Genomic DNA, 23680 nt, shown 5'->3' with positions numbered 1-23680 from the left:
CCGCCGATCTTGCGCGGCGCGAAATCCTAGCGCAAGACAAACCGAGGCGCCGGGCCCAATGGCAGCGGCCCAAGCCGCATTTCGCCTTTGTCGAGCGTCAGCGTCAGGTCAAGCGAGTTGCGGCTGCCCGATATTTGCGCCAGCAGCGAAAGCGCGGTTTCGATGCCATCCACCATCACCGCCGAGACTTCGCCAGAGGCGCGCGCCACCTCCAGCATCTCGCGCCAGTTCTTGGCCTGCACATGCACTTTACCGGTGCCACGGCCCTTGCCGTCAATCTCCAGATCGCCGGTCATGCGCAGCGCCATCGGCCCCCATTCCAGCGCCGCTTCGCTCAGCTCGATGGCGGTGGGTTGCGGGCGTGCCCGTGTCGCGGCCAGCGCCCAGGGTTCGGAAAACACCAGCCGCGCGGCAAGCCGGGCCTCGGAAAAGGTCTGCGGCAGCGCGCCGCCCGTGGCCTGAACCACCCCCGCCGGAAGCGCCAGCCCATCGACCACAACCGCCATATCATAGGCCGCACCCTCGGCCCGTGTCGTGGCCATCCGCAGCTGCGCCAGCGCCGTGGTGGCCCCCTCGGGTGCCGTGACGTTCAGCACATCGGCCACAAGGTTGGCCCGCTCCAGAACGTGCGCCGCACCTTTGGTCACAAGGCTGGCCTGCAACTTGTCGCTGGTGATCGCGTACTCCCCATCCGGCGTGGTGATCGTCTGCGCATCGGGCCAGACGGCAATGGCGTGATGGCGGTTATAGCTCAGCAGCAAGAGCTGAAAGAACGGTGCCTGCCAGCCAAGCCCGCTTTCGGGATCAGACAGCGCCAGATCGGTCCAAGTGGTGTCATGCCGGTTGGGAAATCCGCGCACCGCCATATCGCCGTACTGCGCATTCCAGCCTTCGTCACGCCGCTCGGCAAACCAGCCGTCATAGCTGCGCACCAGCACCTGTTTGCCCCAAAGCCAATACCCCGACCAACCAAGGGCGACGACAAGGATGACAAGTGCAAGACGTTTCATGTGATGGTTTCCTGAGCTGCGGGCTTTCGCCCTTCCTAAGCTGCGGGCTTTCGCCCCTTGCGGCGATGGTCTACTTGCAGGAAGCGGAAAGGAAAAGCGTCATGGCACTTTGGGTTTTCGGATATGGATCGCTGTTGTGGAACCCCGGTTTCCCGGTGGCGGAAAAACGGCTCGCCTCGCTTGAGGATTACCGCCGCAGTTTCTGCATGCGCTCGATCCACCATCGCGGCACCGAACAAGACCCCGGCCTTGTGCTCGCGCTAGACGAAGCGCCCGGCGCGCTGTGTGACGGCGTGGCCTTTCGCGCCGAACCGGGCACCGAAGACGCCACGCTGGCCTATCTGCGCGAACGCGAGCTTGTCTCCTCGGCCTATCTTGAGCGGCATGTGATCTTGGGGCTGGAGGATGGCCGCCAGATCGAGGCGCTGGTCTATGTGATTGATCAGGACCACTGGCAGTATTGCCGCGACATTCCGCTTGAGGAGCAGGCCCATATCATCGCGCGCGCGGTGGGGGGGCGTGGGCCGAACACAGAATACCTCTGGAACACCGCCGAACATCTGGCTGAATTGGGTGTCGAGGATGCAGATTTGCAATGGTTGGCCGTGCGGGTCCGTGACATTTGCAGTTAACGCCTTGGCTTGGCGGAAATTCGTGCCTAGAGTCTGGGCGCAACTAACAGTGTCAGGAACAGTCCTTCATGGTGGACAAGCCGGACCGCGAGGCCGAGCCAAGATTTTCGCAACCCGTCCGACAGGTGTTCTTTATGGTCACCGTGCTGGGGCTGGTATGCGCGGGGCTGATCCTTGCCCTGCCGCGCGTCTTGCCGGTGTTCCTGACAAACCCCTACCTTAACGGCTTTATCGTGCTGGTCTTTGTGATCGGCGTGTTGGCCACGTTCTGGCAGGTGCTGACGCTGATCGGCTCGGTCCGCTGGATTGAGAATTTCGCAACCGGTGCCGAAGAGGGGCATACCCCACCGCGCATCCTTGCTCCTTTGGCCACGCTGATGCGGTCGCGCGGCAAGCGGATGCAGATTTCGGCCACCTCGTCACGCTCGATCCTCGACAGTGTCGCGCAGCGGATCGACGAAGCCCGCGAAATCACCCGCTATATTGTCAGCCTGCTGATCTTTCTCGGGCTGCTCGGCACGTTTTACGGCCTTGCGACGACTGTGCCGGCGCTGGTCGATACCATCCGCTCGCTCACGCCCGCACCGGGGGAAACCGGCGGGCAGATCTTTGAACGGCTGCAAAAGGGCCTTCAGGCGCAGCTTGGCGGCATGGGCACGGCCTTTGCCTCATCGCTTTTGGGTCTTGCCGGATCGTTGGTGGTGGGTCTGCTCGAACTCTTTGCCGGGCACGGGCAGAACCGGTTTTACCGTGAGCTTGAGGAATGGCTAAGCTCGATCACCCGACTTGGCTATGCCGGATCGGGCGATGGCGACGGCGGCGGCGATCAGCAATTGCTGGTGGCGGTGGTCGATCACATGTCCGAGCAGATGGAACACCTGCAACAGATGTTTGCCCAGTCGGATGTCAGCCGTGCCATCGTGGATGACAAACTCTCGACCCTGGCCGACAGTGTCGAGCGGATGACCGAACAGCTTGAGCGGCAATCGGCCCCGACCACCGCGCTGACCCGGCTGGCCGAAGGGCAAGAGCGGCTGATCGATACGCTGGAAAACCGCGCCTCGCGCGATGATGGCGGGATTGATGCCGAAAGCCGGATGCGCCTGCGCTCGATCGACGTGCAAATGCTGCGTATCCTCGAGGAAATGTCCGCCGGACGGCAGGAAAGCATGGCCGAGCTGCGCACCGATCTGTCGCAATTGACCCGTGCGCTGAATACGGCGGTGCGTCAGGTCAGCACCGCAAGTGCCGCCACGTCCTCTGCCCGCCCGAACCGTAATATTCGACCGCCGAAACTGGAAACTCCCGAACAGGAGAGCTGATCCATGGCGTTGTCCCGCAGAACCGGTCAACGGTTTCAAAACGCAATCTGGCCCGGTTTCGTGGATGCGATGACCGGCCTGCTTCTGGTGCTGATGTTCGTGCTCACCATCTTTATGGTGGTGCAATTCACCCTGCGCGAAACCATCACCGGACAAGAGACCCAGCTTGATGAACTGTCGGGCGAGATTGCCGCGCTGGCGCAGGCGCTCGGGCTCGAGCGTGACAAGACCGCGACGCTGGAAACCGAGCTTGGCAATCTGGTGACAACGCTGGGCGACGCCCGCACCCGTGCCGAAGAACAGAACGCCCTGATCGCGGCGCTGCAGCAGGACATTTCGGCCCGTGACGCCGCCCTTGGCAACGCCAATTCGCAGATCGCCACCCTGCAACAAGAGGCCGCCGCCCGCGACAGCGAACTGGGTACGGCCAATGCCCAGATCACCGATTTCGAAGATCAGGTCGCCGCGCTTTTGGCCGCGCAGGCCGCCGCCACCGCCCGAATCGGTGTATTGGAAGACAGTGAACGCACGCTGATTTCACAGGGCGAGGCGCTGCAACTGGCGTTGGCCCAGGCCCGTGACGAGATCAACGCCGAGGTGGCCGCAACCCGTTTGGCCGCCGCGCAGGCCGATGCGCTGGAAGCGATGATCGCCGAGATGCGGGCCGAGCAAGAGGACAGTTCGGCAGCCTTTGCCGCCGAGGTGTCGGCGCTTGAAAACCGGCTGAGCGAGGAAGAGGCCAAGCGTCTGGCGGAACTCGCGGCCGCCGAGGCGCTGCGTGAAAAGCTAAAGACCGCTGATACCGAGCTGACGGCGATGACCTTGGCGCTTGAGGAACAGCGGCGCGCGGCGGAAGAGACGCTGTCGATGCTGGCCGCGGTGCAGGCCGCCGAAGCAGATCTGGATGCCCGCCTTGCCGCCGCTCTGATCGCAAGCGAGGCGGCTGAGGCGACGATTGCCGAGATCGGCGCGCAACTGAGCGACGCCGCCGAGGATTCCGAGTCTCTGAAACGCCAGCTTGCTGCCGCGCTTTTGGCCCAAGGGGCCGCTGAGGCGCGCAATGCGGCGCTGAGCGAAGACCTGCAAGCGGCGGTGTCGAACGATCAACAGGCCAGTTCGCAGCTGACCTCGCTTGAGGCGCAACTGGCGGCGGCGCTGCTTGACAGTCAGGATCAATCCGCGCGCATCGGCACGCTGGAACAGGCGCTGACAGCGCTGCGTGATGCCACCGACGCCGAAAAAGGCGCGCTGGAGGAACAATTGGCGCAGGCGCTTGCCGCCAAGACCACGGCCGAACGCACAGCGCGCGAGGCCGATCAGGCAACCGCCGCCGCGCAGGACCGTCAGGCCACGCTTGAGGCGGAACTCGCCCGCGCGCTGGCCGCGCAAAGCGATCTGGCCGGGGTCGAGGACACGCTCGCCGAAGCGCTTGCCGCCAAGGTTGCGGCGGATCAGGCGCGTGCGGCGATGGAAGCGACGCTGGAAACCACCGAGGCCAGCCTGTCGGACATCCGCAGCGAGGCGAAATCGCTGGAAGACAAGCTGGCCGAAGCGTTGGCCGCGCAACTGTCGGCGCAGGAAAACGCCAAGGCGCTGGGCGGGCAGTTGGACACCGCACAAGAGACTGTGGCCACATTGGAGCAGCAATTGGTCAACCTGCGCGCCACGTTGAACGAGGCCGACAGCGGCGAAACCAGCCTGCGGGATGAACTGTCAGCGGCGCTGGCAGCGACGATCAAAGCCGAAGCCGCGCGCGAGGATATCCGCGCACAATTGGCCGAGGCGCTGGCGCTGAAACTGGCCGCCGAGCGGTCAGCCAAGACAACCGCTGCCGCCGCGCGGGCCAACGCGCAAGAGGTCAGCAACCGCGAAACCCTGCTGGCCGCCGCCCGCCAAGAGCTTGAGCAACAGACACAAATCTCGACCGAAGCGCAGAGACGCGCGGCGCTGCTCAACCAGCAGGTCGGCGCGCTGCGCAATGAGCTTGGCACCCTGCGCGCCTTGCTCGATGATCTTGCGGCGCGCGATGCGGCCAAGGATATCCGGCTCGAAAACCTCGGCTCTGATCTGAACGCCGCGCTGGCGCAGAAAGCGCTCGAAGAGAAACGCCGCGCCGATGCCGAGGCCCGCAATGCGGCGCTGTTGGAAGAGGAAAAGAAGGATCTTGAGCGCTATCGTTCTGAGTTCTTTGGCCGCCTGCGCGATCTGCTTGGCAACCAGGACGGCGTGCGGATCGAGGGCGACCGCTTTGTCTTTGCCTCGTCGGTGCTGTTCCAATCGGGCGAGGCCACGCTTTCGCCCGAAGGCGAGGGCGAGATTGCCAAGGTGGCGCGCATCCTGAAATCGGTCGCCAGCGACATCCCCGACGAGATCGACTGGGTGATCCGGGTCGATGGCCACACCGATGATGTGCCGCTGCTGGGCTCGGCCCGGTTTGCCGACAATTGGGAGCTGAGCCAGGCCCGCGCGCTGTCTGTGGTGCGCTTTATGATCAACTTTCTCGAGATCGACCCACGGCGCCTCGCGGCCAATGGCTTTGGCGAGTTTCAGCCCGTCGACACCGCCAACACCGCCGAAGCGCGGGCCAACAATCGCCGGATCGAGCTGAAACTCACCGAGAAATAGCGCGCCTTAGGCGGCGCTTTAGAGTTGCACCACCTGCTTGCCCTTGTTGCGCCCCTTCAGCATGTCGAGGAAGGCCTGCGGTGCCGCCTCTAACCCCTCGGCGACATCCTCAAGCGCCGAGATGTCCCCCGAGGCCACCAACGGCCCGACCTCGTCAAGGAACGCGGGGAAGTCATCCCAGTGGTCGAAAATGATCACCCCCTGAATGCTCAGCCGCTTGACCAGAACCTGCCGCCATAGCGCAGGCAGCGCATCGGTGCCGTCACCGGCCGCCCCTTCATACCACGCAATCATGCCGATCACCGGCACCCGCGCATGGGTGTTGAGCAAGGGCAAAACCGCGTGCAGCACATCGCCGGCGACGTTCTCGAAATAGACATCGACGCCATCCGGGGCCGCCTCGGCAATCGCGGCGCGCAGGTCTTTGACGGTGTCGTACGCCTTGTGGTCAATCGCGGCGTCAAAGCCAAAGCTCTCCTGCGCGATCCGGCATTTCTCGGCCCCGCCAGCAATCGCCACCGTGCGCATTCCGGCGCGCTTGGCCAACTGCCCGACCATCGACCCCACCGGCCCGGTCGCCGCCGCCACCACCAGCGTTTCGCCAGCCTTGGGGCGGCCATATTTGGTCAGCCCGACCCAGCCGGTAAAGCCGGGCATGCCCAGCACCCCCAAGGCGTGGGAGGGCACCGTGTCGGCGGGCAGTTTCGTGACCTCAGAGGCTGGCAGCACCGCATGGCTTTGCCAGCCGGTCATGCCGGTCACCAGATCGCCCTCGGCAAACCCATCCGCGCCAGAGGCCCGCACACGCCCGACGCCCTGACCGGTCATCACCGCGCCCACCGCCACCGGATCGGCATAGGATTTCGCGTCGTTCATCCGCCCGCGCATATAAGGATCAAGCGACAGATGGCTGACCTCGATCAGTACCTCGCCCGCTAAAGGCGATGGGGTGTCGACCTGCTCTATCCGGAAGTGTTCCAGCCCGGCTTCGCCCTCGGGGCGCGCCGCCAATACAATGCGTTTTGATACCACTTTAGTGCCGTCCTTCCCAAAATCAGTTGCGCCGCCACGCGCTTCGCCGCCACACTAACCCGACAGCTTGCCGGGAGAGCAAGCCGAAAGGGAGGATATTCGGATGATGGGCCAAATGATGCAGCGCCCGCTGCAGGTGATTGAATTGCTGCGCTACGGGGCCGAGATTTATCCCGATGCCGGGCTTGTCTCGGCACTCTGCGAAGGCGGGCTGCACCGACAAAGCTATCCCGAGACATTCGCCCGCGCCGCGCAGCTGGCCCACGGTCTTGCCGGTTTGGGGATTGCGCCCGGCGATCGGGTGGCGACGCTGGCCTGGAACACCCACCGGCATTTCGAGCTGTATTACGCCGTCGCGGGCATGGGCGCGGTGATCCACACCATCAACCCGCGGCTGTCGGCGCAGCAGATGCTTTATGTCATTGGTCATGCCGAAGACCGGGTGATCTGTGCCGACCTCACCTTTGTGCCGATCCTCGAAGCGATTGCATCAGACCTGCCGGACGACATGCAGTTTGTCGTGATGACCGACCGGGCGCATATGCCCGACAGCGCGCTGAACCTGTTGTGCTACGAAGAGCTGTTGCAGGGGCAGTCCGAGACCTATGACTGGCACGAAGCCGACGAAAATGCCGGCATCGGGCTGTGTTACACCTCGGGCACCACCGGCAACCCCAAGGGTGCGCTGTATTCGCATCGCTCCACCGTGATGCACGCCTTTGCCACCACGCTGTCGATCCGGTCGTCGCTGTACGAAGGCGCGCGCATTCTGCCTGTGGTGCCGATGTTCCACGTCAACGCCTGGGGCCTGCCGTTTTCCGCGCCGCTGTCGGGTGCCTCATTGGTGATGCCGGGGCCGGGGCTGGCCGGGGATGCGCTGTGGGATTTGATGGATGGCGAAGGCGTCACATCCGCCTGGGGCGTGCCCACTGTCTGGCTCGGGCTTCAGACCGAGATCGCCAAGCGGGGCAGCAATCCCAAAGGGCTTGATCAGGTCGTGATCGGCGGCTCTGCGGCCTCGCGCGGGATGATCGAAGGGTTTGAGACGTCGGGCATCACGGTTTGCCACGCTTGGGGCATGACCGAGATGAGCCCGGTCGGCACCACCGGCATTCTCAACCGGTCGATGCAAAAACTGCCTGAGGCGGAGCAGATTGATCTCAAGGCGAAACAGGGCCGTCGGGTCTTTGGCTGCGAGATGAAAATCGTGGACGAAGAGGGCAAGCGCCTGCCGCATGATGGCACCGCCGTGGGCGAGTTGTTTGTGCGCGGCAACACCATCATTTCCGGCTATTTCAAGAACGACGAGGCCAGCAAAGCTGCCTTTGACAGCGACGGCTGGCTGGCGACGGGGGATGTGGCCAAGATTGATCCGGCGGGGTTCCTGAGCCTTCAGGACCGCTCCAAGGATCTGATCAAATCGGGGGGCGAATGGATCTCGTCGATTGATCTGGAGAACTGTGCCTTGGCCCACAAAGACGTGGCCAATTGTGCCGTCATCGCCATCGCCCATCCCAAGTGGGACGAACGGCCGCTGCTTGTTGTTGTGCCTGCGGGCGAGGCGCGTGTGCCGCTGGCGGATATCCACGCGATGATGGAGCCGCATTTCGCGCAATGGCAGTTTCCCGATGACGTGGTTTACGTCGATGAGCTGCCGTTGACCGCGACGGGCAAAGTGTCGAAACGTCAGCTGCGGGCCAAGTTTGTCGACTATACCTTGCCGGATCAGCGCACCGGGTAAACGCACAGGGTAAGCGCACTGGGTAAGCCCGCTGGACGGCACCGCCGCAAACCGGGATAAAGGCCGAAAGCACAGAGCAGGAGGCGGCGCGTGACGGACCAAACCAACCACGGCAATGCGGCGAACTGGGAAGGCCCCTACGCCTTTTCCGCGCATATCGGCATGGAGCTGGTGGAGTGGCGGACAGACTTTGCCCAGATGGAGCTGACGCTGGCGGATTTCACCCGCAATCGTCACGGCGCGCCGCATGGCGGGGTGCATGCCTCGCTGCTCGACACCAGCATGGGCTATGCGGGCTGTTTCACCGGTGACCCCGAGTTGCGGCAGATGTGCCTCACGCTGAACCTGTCGGTGAACTACCTGTCGCGCCCTAACGGCACGCGGCTGATTGCCGAGGGGCGCAGGACAGGGGGCGGCAAGCGGACGTTCTTTGCCGAGGGCAAAGTGTTGGACGAAACCGGTGCGTTGATCGCCACCGGCACCGGCGTGTTCCGCTATCGTGGTGAGGTTGGCTAAAGCGTTACGCGCGTTGCCAGACACAACACGCATCACCTCATGCGTTGAAATCTTTGATTTCAAGCAGTGTGAGGTGATTGAGGTTTTTCGCGTAAGGCAAAAGCTGTGACCCGCGCGGTTTGCACCGCGCGGGTCACACAGGGTCTTAGCCCTTCATCGAATCCCAAAAGCCTTTGACCGAAGAGAAAAAGCTCTTGGATTCCGGGTTATTGTCTTCGCTCAACTGTTCAAACTCGCGCAGCAATTCCTTTTGCCGCGAGGTCAGGTTGACCGGCGTTTCGACCGCAAGTTCGATGAACATATCGCCGGGGCCGGGGCCGCGCAGGGCAGGCATGCCCTTGCCACGCAGGCGCATCTGACGGCCCGATTGCGAACCCGCTGGGATCTTTACCCGGCTGCGGCCGCCATCAATGGTGGGCACTTCGATATCGCCACCCAAAGCCGCCGCCGACATCGACACCGGCACACGGCAATGCAGCTCAGTGCCTTCGCGTTCAAAGATCTTATGCGCCGCCACCTCGATAAAGATATAGAGGTCGCCGGCAGGACCGCCGCGCATGCCAGCCTCGCCTTCACCGCCAAGCCGGATACGGGTGCCCGTTTCCACGCCCTTGGGGATGTTGACGCTGAGCGCGCGTTCCTTTTCCACCCGGCCTGCGCCGTGGCAGTTTTTGCAGGGGTTCTTGATCGTCTGGCCAAGGCCCGAACACGTCGGACAGGTGCGCTCTACGGTGAAGAAGCCCTGCTGGGCGCGCACTTTGCCCATGCCGGAACAGGTCGGGCAGGTGGTGGGCTCTGCGCCGCCTTCGGCACCCGAACCGCTACAAGATCCACACTGCACCGAGGTCGGCACGGTGATGGTTTTTTGCAGACCGGTATAGGCATCTTCGAGCGACACCCGCAGGTTATACCGCAGGTCGGCGCCGCGTGCGGCACGCCGCCCGCCGCCGCCAGCACCGCGCTGGCCGCCCATGAAATCGCCAAAGAGATCGTCGAACACATCCGAAAAGGCGCTGGCAAAGTCGCCCTGCTGGCCGGGATGGCCGCCACCGGGGCGCCCGCCGCCGCCCATTCCGCCCTCAAACGCGGCGTGACCAAAGCGGTCGTAGGCCGCCTTCTTGTCGCCGTCCTTGAGAACCTCATAGGCCTCGCCAGCTTCCTTGAACTCGGACTCGGCCTTGGGATTGTTGGCGTTGGTGTCCGGGTGCAGTTCCTTGGCCTTCTTGCGATAGGCCTTCTTGATCTCATCGGCGGAGGCGGTCCGGGCAATTCCCAGAACCTCGTAATAATCACGTTTGGACATCAGTCCGTCCTCCTAATCATGGAACGTGCGAAGGCCGGCCCGGCATCCGGACCGGCCCTCGCAGTGGTTCCAAAGCGCTGTCGTCACGGACGATCAGGCGCGCTTGTCGTTATCAAGGTCTTCGAAGTCGGCATCAACGATACCTTCGTCATCCGCGGGGCCATCTGCGCCCGCCGGAGCTTCTTCGCCGGCCTCTTCCTGGCTTTGCTTATAGATCGCTTCACCCAGCTTCATCGAGGCTTCCATCACGTTCTGGATGCCCGACTTGATCTTGTCAGCATTGTCGGTTTCGACTTCGTCACGCAGCGCGGCAACGGCCAGTTCGATCGCTTCGACAGTGGTCGGATCGACCTTGTCGCCATGCTCTTCGAGCGATTTCTCGGTCGAATGGATGAGGCTTTCGGCCTGGTTCTTCGCTTCCACCAACTCCTTGCGGGATTTGTCGGCTTCGGCGTTTTCTTCCGCTTCCTTGACCATGTTCTGGATGTCTTCGTCTGACAAACCACCCGAGGCCTGGATCGTGATCTTGTGCTCTTTGCCGGTGCCCTTGTCTTTGGCCTGAACCGACACGATGCCGTTGGCGTCAATGTCGAAGGTCACTTCGATCTGGGGCATGCCGCGTGGTGCAGGCGGGATGTTTTCAAGGTTGAACTGGCCCAACATCTTGTTGTCGGCGGCCATTTCACGTTCACCCTGGAACACCCGGATGGTCACGGCATTCTGGTTGTCTTCGGCAGTCGAGAAGATCTGCGACTTCTTCGTCGGGATCGTGGTGTTGCGGTCGATCAGGCGGGTGAACACGCCACCCAACGTCTCAATACCCAGCGACAGCGGCGTGACGTCAAGCAGGACAACGTCTTTGACGTCGCCTTGCAGAACACCGGCCTGAATGGCGGCGCCCATGGCAACCACTTCGTCAGGGTTCACACCCTTGTGCGGCTCTTTGCCAAAGAATTTCGTCACCTCTTCGATGACTTTCGGCATCCGGGTCATACCACCCACCAGAACGACTTCGTCGATCTCGGAGGTCGACATGCCGGCATCTTTCAGAGCGGCCTGGCAGGGTTTGATCGACGCTTTGATCAGATCGCCAACCAGCGATTCCAGCTTGGCACGGGTCAGTTTCATGACCATGTGCAGCGGCTGGCCACCGTTCGGGTCCATCGAGATGAACGGCTGGTTGATCTCGGTTTGGCTTGCCGACGACAGCTCGATCTTGGCTTTCTCAGCGGCTTCTTTCAGACGCTGCAGGGCCATCTTGTCTTTGGTCAGATCGACGCCGTGCTCTTTTTTGAACTGATCAGCGAGATAGTTGACGATGCGCATGTCAAAGTCTTCACCGCCAAGGAACGTGTCGCCATTGGTGGATTTCACTTCAAACAGACCGTCGTCGATTTCGAGGATGGTCACGTCGAATGTACCGCCACCAAGGTCATAGACCGCGATGGTGTGGGTGTTTTCTTTGTCGAGGCCATAAGCCAACGCAGCCGCAGTCGGCTCGTTGATGATGCGCAGCACTTCGAGGCCGGCAATCTTGCCCGCGTCTTTGGTGGCCTGACGCTGTGCGTCGTTGAAATACGCCGGCACGGTGATAACCGCCTGATCGACTTCCTCACCGAGGTAGGACTCAGCGGTTTCTTTCATTTTGCCGAGGATGAAGGCCGAAATCTGGCTGGGCGAATACTTTTCGCCTTTGGCTTCGATCCATGCGTCGCCGTTGCCGCCGTCGATGACGTTGAACGGCATGTTCTTCTTGTCTTTCGCCAGATCGCCATCGTCATTGCGACGGCCGATCAGACGTTTGACACCGAAAACGGTGTTTTCCGGATTGGTGACAGCCTGACGTTTGGCCGGCTGGCCAACGAGGCGTTCGTTGTCTGTGAAGGCGACAATCGACGGTGTCGTGCGTGCCCCTTCTGCGTTTTCGATGACCCGCGGTTGGCTGCCGTCCATGATGGCCACACAGCTGTTTGTTGTACCGAGGTCGATCCCGATGACTTTACCCATTGTTGCGATCCCTTTTAATCTTCAAGGCGATGACACGAGGCAGGACCCATAGACGGCATCCCATCCCGAACGATTGGCGGTGCGCCTTGCGGCCCGTTCCGCGCTTCGGCGTGTATATAGGGACCGGGTTTAGGGGCTGCAAGCGGTGCGGGGCGCGGGAATGTGCAATTGCGTGAGGATTTCTTGATGATTTATGACAGGAGCAGGATATGACACCGCTTGAGTTGCGTGGGGTGAAGGTGGTTCCGGGCTATCTCGACCCGGCACAACAGGTTGAAATGCTTGATGCCTTGCGCGGCGTGCTGCAAGTTGCGCCGTTTTATCGCCCGGTGACGCCGGGCGGGCGGCAGATGTCGGTGCGGATGAGTGCCGCAGGGGAATTCGGTTGGGTGACGGATCGGACTGGCTATCGCTATGAGCGGCGCCACCCGGATGGCATGGCGTGGCCGCCGATTCCCGAACAGATTTTACAGCTGTGGCAAGATGTGGCCCCCGAGGCGCGTGCGCCCGAGTGCTGTCTGATCAATTATTACGGCGAAGGTGCGCGCATGGGCCTGCACCAAGACCGCGACGAGGCGGATTTTTCCCAGCCGGTGGTGTCGGTGTCCTTGGGCGATGCCGGGCTGTTTCGGATCGGCAATGTCGAAAAGGGCGGCAAGACCGAATCGATCTGGCTGCAATCGGGGGATGTTGTGGTGATGGGCGGTGCCGCGCGGCTGGTGCATCACGGAGTGGATCGGGTTCGCTTCGGCTCATCGCGGCTGTTGCGCGATGGCGGGCGGATCAATCTGACGCTGCGGGTGGTGACGTAACGCAAGGGCGGGCCGCGCGAGTTTTACGCGCGGCCGATCCCTTGCAGATCGTGGTCAATCGCGTGTCTGGCGACGCTTGCGGCTGACCTTGGCAGTTTTCTTCTTGGACGCCGCCAATTTGCGCTTGGCCGGACCGCCTTTGCCGCGCCCACCCTTGCCCCGCCCGCGCGGACCAGAGCCACGGCCCGCAGGCGGCTTTTCACCGTCAATCTCCAACAGCTCTAGCGCAATGCCGCCAGTCACCGGCGCGGCCTCGGTCAGGCGCACCGTGACCCGCTGCCCCAGCGTGATTTTCATCCCGGTGTCCGAGCCAAGGAGAGTGGCGCTGTCGGCGTCGAAATGGAAATATTCCCGCCCCAGATTGCGCATTGGGATAAGCCCGTCGGCCCCGGTCTCGTCCAGCTTCACAAAGGCCCCAAAGCGCGCGATGCCGGAAATGCGCCCGGTGAACTCATTGCCCACCCGTTCTGACAGGAACGCCGCAAGATAGCGGTCGGTCGTGTCACGCTCGGCCACCATCGAGCGGCGCTCGGTGTCGGAAATATGCGCGCCGGTCGGCTCGAGCTTTTCGATGTCCTCCGGTGTCAGCCCGTCATCACCCCAACCATGCGCCGAGATCAGCCCACGGTGCACGATCAGATCGGAATAGCGCCGGATCGGCGAGGTGAAATGCGCGTAATTCTGCAACGCCAGCCCGAAGTGGCCAAAGTTTTTCGGGCTGTAATACGCCTGCGTCATCGACCGCAGAGTGGCGATGTTGATCAGCTCGGCCTCGTCGGTCCCGGCGGCATCATGCAACAGCTTGTTCAGGTGCGCGGTCTTGAGAACCTGCCCCTTGGCCATCGTCAGCCCGGCGGCATTGGCGGTGTCGCGCAGGGTCTCAAGCTTGTCCTGCGGGGGCTCTTCGTGGACGCGGAACAGGAGCGGTGTCTTCTTGGCATTCAGCGTCTCAGCGGCGGCGACATTGGCGAGGATCATGAACTCTTCGATCAGCTTATGCGCATCCAGCCGGTCGCGGAAATTAACCGAGGTCACCTTGCCGTCGTCGCCCAGTTCGATCCGCCGCTCGGGCAGATCAAGGTCAAGCGGTTGGCGCGACGCGCGCGCCTTGGTCAGCGCTGCGTAAGCAGCGTACAACGGCTTGAGCACGTCATCCAACAGCGGCGCGACCTTGTCATTGACGTCGCCGTCCATCGCCGCCTGCACCTCTTGGTAATTCAGCGAGGCCGGCGAGCGCATCAGCCCGCGCACAAACCTGTGCGACAGTTTCTCACCGGCGGCATTGATCTGCATGCGCACGGCGATACAAGCGCGCGGCACGCCCTCGTGCAGCGAACACAGATCGCCCGACAGCCGGTCGGGCAGCATCGGCACCACCCGGTCGGGGAAATAGCTGGAATTGCCCCGTTTGCGCGCCTCGCGGTCAAGCGCCGAGCCGGGGCGCACATAATGTGCCACATCGGCAATCGCGACCCAGATGATGTGGCCGCTCTTGTTCTTGGGGTCATCGTCGGCGTGCGCATAACAGGCATCGTCGTGGTCGCGCGCATCCGCCGGGTCAATCGTCACCAATGGCATCTCGCGCAGGTCTTCACGCCCCGACAGGCCCGCAGGTTTCATCGCGTCGGCCTCGGCGATCACCTCATCGGGGAAAGCATCGGGAATGCCATGCTGGTGGATCGCAATCAACGAGACGGCGCGCGGCGCGGTCGGGTCACCCAACCGTTCAACAATGCGCGCGCGGGGCAGGCCCATGCGGCCCTTGGGCCCGGCCAGTTCCGCCTCAACCAACTCGCCATCCTTGGCACCGTGCACATCGTCGGCACCGACCTGCCATTCCTTGTCCGCCCCCTTGTCGACCGGCTTGATCCGCCCGCCTTCAGAGCGTTTCGAAAACACCCCGAGAATGCGTTTGGGGTTTGATCCGATGCGGCGGATCAAGCGGGCCTCATAGTGGTGATCTTCGGCCTGCACCACTTGCAAGCGGGCCAAGATACGGTCGCCTTCGCCCAACGCCGGATCCGAGGCGCGCGTCACCACCAGAACAATCGGTTCGTCGCCGTCGCCATGCCATTCCAGCGGCGTGGCAAACAGATCGCCATCGGCGTTCGGGGCTTTGACCTGCAACACCGAGACGGGCGGCAGCCGGTCAGGATCACGATAGGTTTTCTTGCGTTTCTCAAGATGACCTTCGGCCTCAAGCTCTTTCAGCAGGCGCTTGAGGTCGATGCGGGCCGCACCCTTGATGCCGAAGGCCTTGGCGATATCGCGTTTGGCGGTCAGGGTCGGGTTGGCGGCGATCCAGTCAAGGATCTGTGGTTTTGTGGGCAGTTGGCTCATAGCGCAGGGGTAGCATGGGCAAACGGCGGCGTCACTTGCCAAACCGCGCGGCAAGATCGTCGTCGTAGCCCTGCGCCTTAAGCTGCACTTCGCGGGCAAATCGCAGGGTCGGTTTGGTGGCAAACAGGATCGAGCCGAACAGGAACATCCAGGTGCCGGTGGACTGCCAGTCCTCGAAAAAGAACATGATCGAGCCTGAGACAAAGCACATCGCGGCCATGAAATCGACCGTGGTATAGATCAACTCATAGATCGCATAGATGCGACGGCTTTTGGCGGATTTCTGGCGGTTTTTGTGCTGAAAGAGGGCCATTGGAAGTGCGCGTTGTCCTGTCATTGCTGCCTAGACGCGGGACTTAGGCCACAATCCGGCGGGTTCAACCCGGCGGGCTGGCAGGGTGGCGAGAGTCTGCCAGATCGGCAGCAGTGTCGATGTCGGCAAGGGTGTCGGTGCGGGCGACGCGCGCGCCGGGCAGGGTTGCGATGCTGTCCGCCAGCGCGTGCTCGGTGGACCAGCGCACATCGTGCAGAAATCCGGCAGGCGCGCGGGCCGGATGGCGCAGACCAATCAGCCAATAGCCGCCATCGGGGGCCGGGCCAAACGTGGCGTCATGGGGGCCGAGCGTTTGAAACGCGCGGGCGATGTGGGCGGGGGTGATGCCGGGAATGTCGCCGCCAATGATGCAGGCGGGGCCGGGGGGCAGCGACCGAAAGGCCCGCGCCATCCGTTGCCCCAGATCGCCCCGTCCCTGCGGAATGCGGGGCAGATGCGCGGGCCATATCCGGCTTTCTAGCCCCTCACGGTCGGGGGCCACGGCAAGGACCAACTGCCAGCGCGGATCGTGCAGGCGGCGGATCAGCCGTGCGGTTTGGTGGCGAAACCACCATGCGGCGGCGGTCATGCCAATATCGCGGCCCAGCCGGGTTTTGACCCGACCGGGGTGCGGCTCTTTTAACATCAAGACGAGATGGCCACGCCTCACAGCGCCCGTTCCATCATCCGATGCGGGATGCCTGCGTCGTCAAACTCTTCGCCATAGGCGGCAAACCCCAGCTTTTCATAGAAGGGGATCGCGTGGATCTGTGACCCAAGCGCCGCCTTGGTAAACCGCCCATCGGCGCGCATCTCGTCCAGCGCCGCGTTGATCAGCGCCGCGCCGAGGCCGGTGCCGCGCGCCTGCTTCACCACGCAGACCCGGCCAATCTTGCCGATCTCGCCATTGGGCAGCACGCGGGCGGTGCCCAGCGCGACGCCATCCTGAACCGCAAGCAGATGCAGCGCGATGTCGTCATAGGCGTCGCGCTCGATCTCGGCGGGCACGCCCTGTTCATCAACAAACACCTCAAACCGCAGCCGCAGGCAGGTGTCGAGATCGTCAGTGCGGGTGATGGTTACGCTCATGCGAAATATTCGGCCAGCATGCGGCCATAGATCGCCTTGAGTTGGTGCACCTGATCCACCGCCACGCGCTCATCCACCTGATGCATGGTGCGACCGACAAGGCCAAACTCGACCACCGGACAGTGGTCTTTGACAAAGCGCGCATCCGAGGTGCCGCCGGTGGTGCTCAGCTCTGGCGTGACGCCGGTTTCGGCCTTGACCGCGCGCGCCACAAGGTCGGACAGCGGGCCGGGTGGGGTGACAAAGCTCTCGCCGGAAATCTTGATCCGCGCGTCGATCTTAACGTCGAAATCCGCCGCCACCGCATCGGCCTCGGCCCGCAGCCAATCGGAAATTGCCGCGCCGGTGTGGGCATCGTTGAACCGGATATTGACGCAGGAAGTGCATTTAGCCGGGATCACATTGTTGGCCGGGTTGCCGGTGTCGATGGTGACCACCGCCAGCGTCGAGGCATCGAAATGATCGGTGCCGCTGTCCAGCTCATGCGAGGCCAGCCGGTCCATCAGCCGCGCCATCGCCGGCACCGGATTTTTCGCGCGATGCGGATAGGCGGAATGGCCCTGCACCCCGGTCACCGTGAACCACGCCGTCATCGAGCCGCGCCGGCCAATCTTCATCATTTCGCCCATCGTGTCGGGGCAGGTGGGTTCGCCCACCAAACAGACCGTCATTGCCTCGCCACTGGTGTTCATATGTTCAAGAAGCGCGGTTGTGCCGTGGTCGGCGTCGCCCTCTTCATCGCCGGTGATGGCGATGATAACCGCGCCGTCGGGGGGCGTATCGCGGACGAAATCCACGGCAGCGGCGACAAAGGCGGCCACACCCGATTTCATGTCGGTGGCCCCGCGACCATAAAGGAAACCGTCCTTAATCTCGGCCCCAAAGGGCGCGACGGTCCAGTCGTCAGGATTGCCCAGAGGCACCACATCGGTGTGGCCGTTAAAGCCGAACGTTTTGGCGTGGCCCTTGTCGCCCCAGCGGGCAAACAGGTTGCTGATGCCTTCGCGATCGACCCGCGTGCAGGCAAATCCAGCCTCCTCAAGAAGCGTTTGCAACAGCACCAAAGCGCCGCCCTCTTCGGGCGTCACCGAGGGGCAGCGCACCAGTGCTGCGGTAAGATCGAGCGGATTGATGTGCGGCATGATGACGTCCCCTGAAAATGTGTCTTGTTTGCAGCGGCTTGCCCGCCTGCATGATAGTTTCGCTTAACAGATGCCGGCCTGTGGTGCTAGGCTGCGGCCAAATGATAAGCGCCGCACCGATGTGCGACTGGGCCCGCGCCGGGATATTATTCGGCAAAAGGCTCCGTCATTCGGGCGAAAAAGGCGCGTTTTGGTGGAGCAGTGATATGTTTTTGAATGATTTAATGCACCCTTTGGGTGACGTCGTGGAGTCGCGATGAGCTGGGTTGCCACGCTGTCGCAGACCGGCCAATCCCGGTTTTATCCGCCTTTCGACAGGCTGCCTGCGCGCGGTTCAATGCGCCGGGGCACCGTGCTTTTGGAATGTGACCTGTCGGGCATCGCCGCCGCGCAACCGATCCTGCGCATTCCGTTGCAGGCGCATGCCGCCGGGCACCTCTCAATTCTCGCCCTGCCGCAGGGGTCTTTTGCGCTGGTGGTGTCGCAGGGGCAGCAGATGATCCACCGCACCTTGCGGCTGGCCGGGGCCGAGGGCGTCGCGCGGTTGCGGCTTAGCTTTGGCTGGGATTGCGAGGCAGGCATTGCGCGGTTTGCGGTCGAACGGGCCGATGGCAGCGGCTTTGTCAGCGGCACGCTGGAGCTGCCCAAACCGATGTCGCTCGACAGTCTGACGGCGTTTGAGGCGATGGAGATCTGTGGTCCCGCCGAGGCCGAGCTGGGCTTTCTCGCGGTGTCAAACGCGGTCGAGCCGGTGGGCCCGACGCCCGGACTGGCGGCGCGCACCCTGGTGGAAACGCCGTTTGGCCCGCGCGAGGTGTCGCGCCTGCAATGCGGCGATCTGGTGCTGACCCGCGATGGCCCGCCCGAACCGGTGCTGCATGTGCTCCAGCGGATCGTTCCCGGACTGGGCAGCTTCGCCCCGATCCGCCTGCGCGCGCCGTACTTTGGATTGGAGCGCGATATCGTCGTGGCCCCGCATCAGAAGGTGTTTCTCAGCGGCGCGGCGGTGGATTACACCTTTGGCTGCGAAGGCGTGCTTGTGCCCGCGGGCTATCTCGTGAACGGCCTCACCGCGCTGCCCGAGCCCAATCTGCCGCTGGTCAGCCTGGCGCAGGTGCTGTTGCCCTCCCATGCGGTGATGGCGGTCAGCGGTGCCTGGACCGAGAGCCTTTATATTGGCCGGCTGCGGCGCGATGCAGAGCGGATGGCAGCCACGCAGTTGACCCAGGTCAGCCCGACGCTGGTGCCCGAGCAGGCGCATCTTGGGCTGCCGGTGCTGAAGCGCTACGAGGCACAGGCGCTGGCCGAGGTCGCGTGAGCCTTCAGTGGGTGTTGGGGGTGTCGAGCGGTTCGTAAAACGGCGTCAACTGCGCCACAACAACAGAGTTTTCGGCCAAGGCCCGCTCCATCAGCTCGACTTCCTCGTCGCCAATCTCTTCGCCTGACTTGCGGCGCTCTGCAAGCGTGCCGTGTCCGGTCACGTCCAGCGGTGCAAGGTCGGCCTGCTTGAGGATCGCCACGGTTTCACGCACCGCTTCGCCCTCATCGACGCCCGAGGCGTAGCAAATAAGCCCGGCGCCTGTCGCGCCCTTGGGCAGACCATCGCCGGTTTTGCGCCCGACCTGAACCACCAGTGTGTAAACCTGGTGTCGAGATACCTTGTCTGCCGCCATCGTATTTTGCCCAATATGCCGAAGTGTTGCCGGCCTTTTGGCAGAAAACCGGGCGCGCCACCAGTGGCGGTATCGGCCATCCGCGCCTCAAAGCCGTTGCGTAAATGCGCGTCGTTGCGGCGCGCGGCGCGCTGACACATGCTTTTTGTTGCATGCGGCACCTGCCTGCCGCTACACGCGCGTAAAGAATTTGGGAAAAGACCATCATGATTGCCCGGCCTTTCGCGCGCCTATTGATCGCTGCCTTGCTTTTGCTGCCCACCTTGGCGGTGCAGGCGCAAACCCTGACGTTTGCCACGGTCGAGCGGCCTCCCTTTGCCATGGGCACCGAGGCGCAGACCGGGTTCAGCATCGATCTGATGACCACGCTGGCCGAGCAAATTGGCCGCGACGTGGAGTTTGAGACCAAGGGGTCGTTTGGCGACATGCTGGCCGAGGTCGCGACGGGCGAGGTGGACGGGGCAATCGCCAATATCTCGATCACCGCCGCGCGCGAAGTGGTGATGGATTTCACCCTGCCGGTGTTTGAAAGCGGCGTTCAGGTGATGGTGTCGGGCGGCGACCGGCCGAAAATCTGGCAACAGGTCTTCACCCGCGACATTGCGATTTCGCTAGGCGTGGCGATTGCCATGCTTTGTGCGGCGGGCACGTTGATGTGGCTGTTCGAACGTCGCCACCAGCCCTATTTCGAGGGTAATGCGCGCAAAGCGTTCTTTCCGTCGTTCTGGTGGGCGCTGAACCTCGTGGTCAACGGCGGCTTTGAAGAACGCCAGCCGCGATCCCTGCCAGGGCGGATTTTGGCGGTGATTATGGTGTTTTCCAGCCTCTTCGTGGTGTCGATCTTCGTGGCCAAAATCACCGCATCGCTCACCGTCAGCGCGCTGACCTCAAACGTGACCGGGCTGAATGATCTCGACTCTCGCGAAGTGGGCTCCGTGGCGGGATCGACGGCCTCGGATTTCCTGGATGCACGGTCGGTGGCGCACAGCGCCTATCCCGGCTTTGCCGAATTGATCGACGCTTTTGAAGCGGATGAGATCAACGCCGTGGTGTTCGACGGGCCGCTGCTGCAATATTACCTGACGCAGAACCGCTCCAGCGACGCTTATCTGGTGGAAACGGTGTTTCGCCGCGAGGATTACGGCATCGCCCTGCCCACCGGCAGCCCGCTGCGCGAACCGCTCAATCAAGCTTTGCTGAAATTGCAGGAAGATGGCCAATACACTGCGCTGGTGCGCAAATGGTTCGGCCGCTAAAGCGTTACGCGCATGACCTGAAACAACAAGCATCCCCTAATGCGTTGAAATCTTTGATTTCAGGCAGTGTTAGGGGGGCTGGTATTTCGCGTAACGCGATAGGCCAAAGGGGCGGCGGCGCGGGGTGCGCCGCCAGCCCGTGTTACATCAGTCGCGCAGCAGCTCGTTGATGCCGGTTTTCGAACGCGTGCGCTCGTCGACCCGCTTGACGATCACGGCGCAATACAGGCTGACGTTGTTCTTGGACGGCATCGACCCGGCCACAACCACCGAATAGGGCGGCACTTCGCCGTACATCACTTCGCCGGTCTCGCGGTCGACGATCTTGGTCGACTGGCCGATGAACACGCCCATGCCCAGCACCGAGCCTTCGCGCACGATGCAGCCTTCAACCACTTCAGAGCGCGCACCGATAAAGCAGTTGTCCTCGATGATGGTCGGGCCTGCCTGCATCGGCTCCAGCACGCCGCCAATGCCAACGCCGCCGGACAGGTGCACGTTTTTGCCGATCTGTGCGCAAGAGCCGACCGTCGCCCAGCCATCCACCATCGAGCCTTCGTCGACATAGGCGCCAAGGTTCACAAACGACGGCATCAGCACCACACCAGGCGCAATATACGCCGAGCGGCGCACGATTGAGCCGGGCACAGCGCGGAAACCGGCGTTGCGCCACTGGGTCGCGTCCCACCCGTCGAACTTCGACGGCACCTTATCCCACCAGCCGGAATTGCCGTTGCCGCCGGGGATCTGCTCCATGTCATTCAGACGGAAGGACAGCAGAACCGCCTTTTTCGCCCATTGGTTCACATGCCAGTCACCGCTTTCGCGCTTTTCGGCGACCCGCAGCGTGCCGCTGTCAAGCGCGTTCAGCGTGGCTTCGATGGCGTCGCGGGTTTCGCCTTTGGTCTCTGGGGTGATGGTGTCACGGGCGTCCCAGGCGGCTTCGATGGCGGTTTCAAGCTGTGTGTTCGACATTGGCTCTGTCCTTTGAAAATTTGCCGTTCCATAGCGGTTAAACGCCCTAAGGTCATCCCCAAACGTGCTGTGCCCGATTGCTGGCACATCGCGGGGCAACCGGGTACTGAATGAGGGAGACCCAATTAGGAGCGCACCATGAATGACAATCGCCGCAGCCCGTTTCGCGATGCGCATGAAGACCGGCAAGAGGCCGTGCAGGTCCCTGACACGCCGCAAACCCGCGCGCCGGCCTATCGGCTGGCCTTTGCGGATGATGATTTCCTCTGTCGCGATGAATTGCGCCCGGTGCGGCTTCAGCTTGAACTGCTGAAACCCGAGATGATGATGACCGAGGCTGGGGTGGAGAGCACCATCGTGCTGTTTGGCGGCGCGCGCATTCCGGCGCCGGCGCAGAAAGATCAGGCGCGGACCGAGACGCTGGCCGAGCTGTCGCGGTTTTACGAAGAAGCGCGCAAGTTTGCCCGGATCATGACCGAGAAATCATTGCTGTCCAATTGCCGCGAGGATGTTGTCGTGACTGGCGGCGGCCCCGGTGTGATGGAGGCCGGCAATCGCGGCGCGATGGAGGCGGGGGGGCATTCCATCGGGCTGAACATCGTGCTGCCGCATGAGCAGGCGCCGAATGAATATGTGACGCCGGAACTGTGCTTCAACTTCCACTACTTCGCCATCCGCAAGATGCATTTTCTGATGCGGGCCAAGGCGATCTGTGTGTTTCCCGGTGGCTTTGGCACGCTTGACGAAATGTTCGAGGCGCTGACCCTGATCCAGACCGGGCGTATGGACCGGGTGCCGTTTCTTCTGTTTGGACGCGCGTTCTGGGAGCGCATCGTCAACTGGGAGGCGCTGGCCGATGCCGGCACCATTTCCGAACAGGACCTGGACCTGTTCCGCTTTGTCGAAACCGCAGAAGAAGCTGCGGAGGCGATTGCCAACTGGGGCACCAAGGGCCCGAGAGAAGACATTCCCGGGCGGTGATCAGCCAGCAGATCGAACGGTTGTCAGTGCGTGATCAGCTGCACAGCTGCGGCGGCAGGGCGCAAAGCTCTTCGCCGCGGGGCAGCGCGGTGACCATATCGCCGTGATCGGTATGCGTGATCGCATAGCCATACCCCGCAAGCCGGTGGGTCCATTCGCGACGCGACAGCGCCTTGTCGTGCTCGGATTGCAGAAGGGCAATGATGCTGGCCTGCTGTGAGGGGTCGATGTGGCGTACTGACATGACAGTCTCCTTTTTGAGTTTATGTTTATTGTTTCCACAATGGACCTAATTCGTGATCAGGGCGTTAATCGCGCGCAATTGAGGCAATTTTGGACACAGCTGTGGTGTTGGCCAAAACGCCACGCGGGCGATTTGCGCGCTTAGGACCTGTCTAGCTTGGTTGTGAGGTGGATCAGGCTCTCTGAACTGCGCACGCCCTTGGCCTCACCGATCTGGTCAAGCGTCTTGTCCAGCGCCTCGGTGCTGGCGGTTTCCAGCTCGACAATCAGGTCAAACCGCCCCGATGTGGTGTGCACCTGTTTCACATCCGTCAACAATCGCAGCCGCGCCAGCACCGCAGGCCCCGAGCGCGGCTCAATGGTGACAAGCACCGTCGCCCGAAGCGCGGGGCGCGCAGCAGCGCCGCGGCGGACGGTGTACCCTGCGATCTGCCCCGACCGCTCCAGCCGCTCGATCCGCGCCTGCACCGTGGTGCGCGCAAGGTCCAGCCGCCGGGCCAATGTGGCCACTGGCGCGCGGGCATCCTCGGCCAGCAGGGTCAGCAGTTTTGAGTCTGTCTCGTCCATGTGCCGAAAGCTTCGTCGATATGCCGAAAGGAAGCAACGATCTGTGACAAGTGACACGATGATATGACGCATGCGCGCGGCACACTGAGGGAAAACGAGGT

At 62.7% G+C, this 23680-nt stretch carries 22 protein-coding genes; 9 read left to right on the top strand and 13 right to left on the bottom strand.

Annotation, left to right across the window (positions count from 1 at the left end; all coding sequences use genetic code 11):
- Positions 1–26 precede the first annotated feature (26 nt).
- The gene (locus tag ACW9UO_RS09590) at positions 27–1010 is read right to left on the bottom strand and encodes a DUF2125 domain-containing protein (RefSeq protein ID WP_457085597.1); all 984 of its coding nucleotides are present in this window, start codon (positions 1008–1010) and stop codon (positions 27–29) included.
- A 101-nt stretch (positions 1011–1111) separates the two neighbouring features.
- Between ACW9UO_RS09590 and ACW9UO_RS09585 the strand changes: the two genes are divergently transcribed.
- From ACW9UO_RS09585 to ACW9UO_RS09575, 3 genes are all read left to right on the top strand, one after another.
- A complete protein-coding gene (locus tag ACW9UO_RS09585; RefSeq protein WP_457085596.1) occupies positions 1112–1642 on the top strand; it encodes a gamma-glutamylcyclotransferase in 531 nt (176 codons plus the stop codon).
- A 71-nt stretch (positions 1643–1713) separates the two neighbouring features.
- Positions 1714–2964, top strand: a complete 1251-nt coding sequence (locus tag ACW9UO_RS09580) for a biopolymer transporter ExbB (RefSeq protein ID WP_457088631.1) — start codon at positions 1714–1716, stop codon at positions 2962–2964.
- Between the two features lie 3 nt (positions 2965–2967).
- Positions 2968–5589 carry a peptidoglycan -binding protein gene (locus tag ACW9UO_RS09575; protein WP_457085595.1) on the top strand — a complete coding sequence of 874 codons (2622 nt, stop codon included), beginning with the start codon at positions 2968–2970 and terminating at the stop codon, positions 5587–5589.
- 18 nt (positions 5590–5607) lie between these two features.
- On the opposite strand, the gene ACW9UO_RS09570 is transcribed toward ACW9UO_RS09575, so the two are convergent.
- Positions 5608–6621 carry an NADP-dependent oxidoreductase gene (locus tag ACW9UO_RS09570; RefSeq protein ID WP_457085594.1) on the bottom strand — a complete coding sequence of 338 codons (1014 nt, stop codon included), beginning with the start codon at positions 6619–6621 and terminating at the stop codon, positions 5608–5610.
- A 103-nt stretch (positions 6622–6724) separates the two neighbouring features.
- Here ACW9UO_RS09570 and ACW9UO_RS09565 point away from each other — a divergent pair, with 103 nt between their 5' ends.
- Positions 6725–8362 carry a long-chain fatty acid--CoA ligase gene (locus ACW9UO_RS09565; RefSeq protein WP_457085593.1) on the top strand — a complete coding sequence of 546 codons (1638 nt, stop codon included), beginning with the start codon at positions 6725–6727 and terminating at the stop codon, positions 8360–8362.
- Between the two features lie 162 nt (positions 8363–8524).
- The gene (locus tag ACW9UO_RS09560) at positions 8525–8878 is read left to right on the top strand and encodes a PaaI family thioesterase (RefSeq protein WP_457088630.1); all 354 of its coding nucleotides are present in this window, start codon (positions 8525–8527) and stop codon (positions 8876–8878) included.
- Between the two features lie 145 nt (positions 8879–9023).
- Here ACW9UO_RS09560 and dnaJ read toward each other — a convergent pair whose 3' ends face one another.
- Positions 9024–10181, bottom strand: a complete 1158-nt coding sequence (dnaJ, locus tag ACW9UO_RS09555; protein WP_457085592.1) for a molecular chaperone DnaJ — start codon at positions 10179–10181, stop codon at positions 9024–9026.
- A gap of 93 nt (positions 10182–10274) precedes the next feature.
- On the bottom strand, positions 10275–12188 hold the full coding sequence (gene dnaK, locus ACW9UO_RS09550) for a molecular chaperone DnaK (RefSeq protein WP_457085591.1): 1914 nt from the start codon (positions 12186–12188) through the stop codon (positions 10275–10277).
- Between the two features lie 209 nt (positions 12189–12397).
- On the opposite strand from dnaK, the gene ACW9UO_RS09545 reads away from it, so the two are divergent.
- Positions 12398–13000 (top strand): alpha-ketoglutarate-dependent dioxygenase AlkB family protein, encoded by a 603-nt coding sequence (locus ACW9UO_RS09545; protein ID WP_457085590.1) that lies wholly within the window; start codon positions 12398–12400, stop codon positions 12998–13000.
- Between the two features lie 54 nt (positions 13001–13054).
- Here the strand turns inward: ACW9UO_RS09545 and rnr are convergent, their stop codons facing one another.
- The 5 genes from rnr to dapE all read right to left on the bottom strand — a co-directional run bounded on the left by rnr (position 13055) and on the right by dapE (position 17884).
- The gene (gene rnr / locus ACW9UO_RS09540; protein ID WP_457085589.1) at positions 13055–15340 is read right to left on the bottom strand and encodes a ribonuclease R; all 2286 of its coding nucleotides are present in this window, start codon (positions 15338–15340) and stop codon (positions 13055–13057) included.
- A gap of 31 nt (positions 15341–15371) precedes the next feature.
- Positions 15372–15653: a YrhK family protein gene (locus tag ACW9UO_RS09535; RefSeq protein ID WP_457085588.1), complete on the bottom strand. Its 282-nt coding sequence runs from the start codon at positions 15651–15653 to the stop codon at positions 15372–15374.
- Positions 15654–15717: 64 nt separating this feature from the next.
- On the bottom strand, positions 15718–16299 hold the full coding sequence (locus ACW9UO_RS09530; RefSeq protein ID WP_457088629.1) for a TIGR04282 family arsenosugar biosynthesis glycosyltransferase: 582 nt from the start codon (positions 16297–16299) through the stop codon (positions 15718–15720).
- A gap of 20 nt (positions 16300–16319) precedes the next feature.
- Entirely contained in the window at positions 16320–16742 is a 423-nt protein-coding gene (locus ACW9UO_RS09525) for a GNAT family N-acetyltransferase (RefSeq protein ID WP_457085587.1), read from the bottom strand.
- Complete coding sequence (gene dapE / locus ACW9UO_RS09520; protein WP_457085586.1) at positions 16739–17884, bottom strand: succinyl-diaminopimelate desuccinylase; 1146 nt, start codon at positions 17882–17884, stop codon at positions 16739–16741. The genes ACW9UO_RS09525 and dapE overlap by 4 nt, the downstream gene beginning before the upstream one ends.
- A gap of 256 nt (positions 17885–18140) precedes the next feature.
- Between dapE and ACW9UO_RS09515 the strand changes: the two genes are divergently transcribed.
- On the top strand, positions 18141–19202 hold the full coding sequence (locus tag ACW9UO_RS09515) for a Hint domain-containing protein (protein WP_457085585.1): 1062 nt from the start codon (positions 18141–18143) through the stop codon (positions 19200–19202).
- Positions 19203–19206: 4 nt separating this feature from the next.
- Here ACW9UO_RS09515 and ACW9UO_RS09510 read toward each other — a convergent pair whose 3' ends face one another.
- Positions 19207–19557, bottom strand: a complete 351-nt coding sequence (locus tag ACW9UO_RS09510) for a hypothetical protein (RefSeq protein WP_457085584.1) — start codon at positions 19555–19557, stop codon at positions 19207–19209.
- 245 nt (positions 19558–19802) lie between these two features.
- Between ACW9UO_RS09510 and ACW9UO_RS09505 the strand changes: the two genes are divergently transcribed.
- Entirely contained in the window at positions 19803–20813 is a 1011-nt protein-coding gene (locus tag ACW9UO_RS09505) for a transporter substrate-binding domain-containing protein (RefSeq protein ID WP_457085583.1), read from the top strand.
- 147 nt (positions 20814–20960) lie between these two features.
- Here the strand turns inward: ACW9UO_RS09505 and dapD are convergent, their stop codons facing one another.
- Positions 20961–21788: a 2,3,4,5-tetrahydropyridine-2,6-dicarboxylate N-succinyltransferase gene (gene dapD / locus ACW9UO_RS09500; RefSeq protein WP_457085582.1), complete on the bottom strand. Its 828-nt coding sequence runs from the start codon at positions 21786–21788 to the stop codon at positions 20961–20963.
- Between the two features lie 138 nt (positions 21789–21926).
- On the opposite strand from dapD, the gene ACW9UO_RS09495 reads away from it, so the two are divergent.
- Positions 21927–22769, top strand: a complete 843-nt coding sequence (locus ACW9UO_RS09495) for an LOG family protein (protein ID WP_457085581.1) — start codon at positions 21927–21929, stop codon at positions 22767–22769.
- 34 nt (positions 22770–22803) lie between these two features.
- Here the strand turns inward: ACW9UO_RS09495 and ACW9UO_RS09490 are convergent, their stop codons facing one another.
- Positions 22804–23013, bottom strand: coding sequence for a hypothetical protein (locus ACW9UO_RS09490; RefSeq protein WP_457085580.1), 210 nt, complete (start codon positions 23011–23013; stop codon positions 22804–22806).
- 140 nt (positions 23014–23153) lie between these two features.
- Complete coding sequence (locus ACW9UO_RS09485; protein ID WP_457085579.1) at positions 23154–23579, bottom strand: Lrp/AsnC family transcriptional regulator; 426 nt, start codon at positions 23577–23579, stop codon at positions 23154–23156.
- Positions 23580–23680 lie beyond the last annotated feature (101 nt).

It is taken from the genome of Marinovum sedimenti (genome assembly GCF_054052205.1).
Note: the sequence above shows the minus strand (reverse complement) of the source record. Positions and strands in the feature narration are given on the sequence as shown.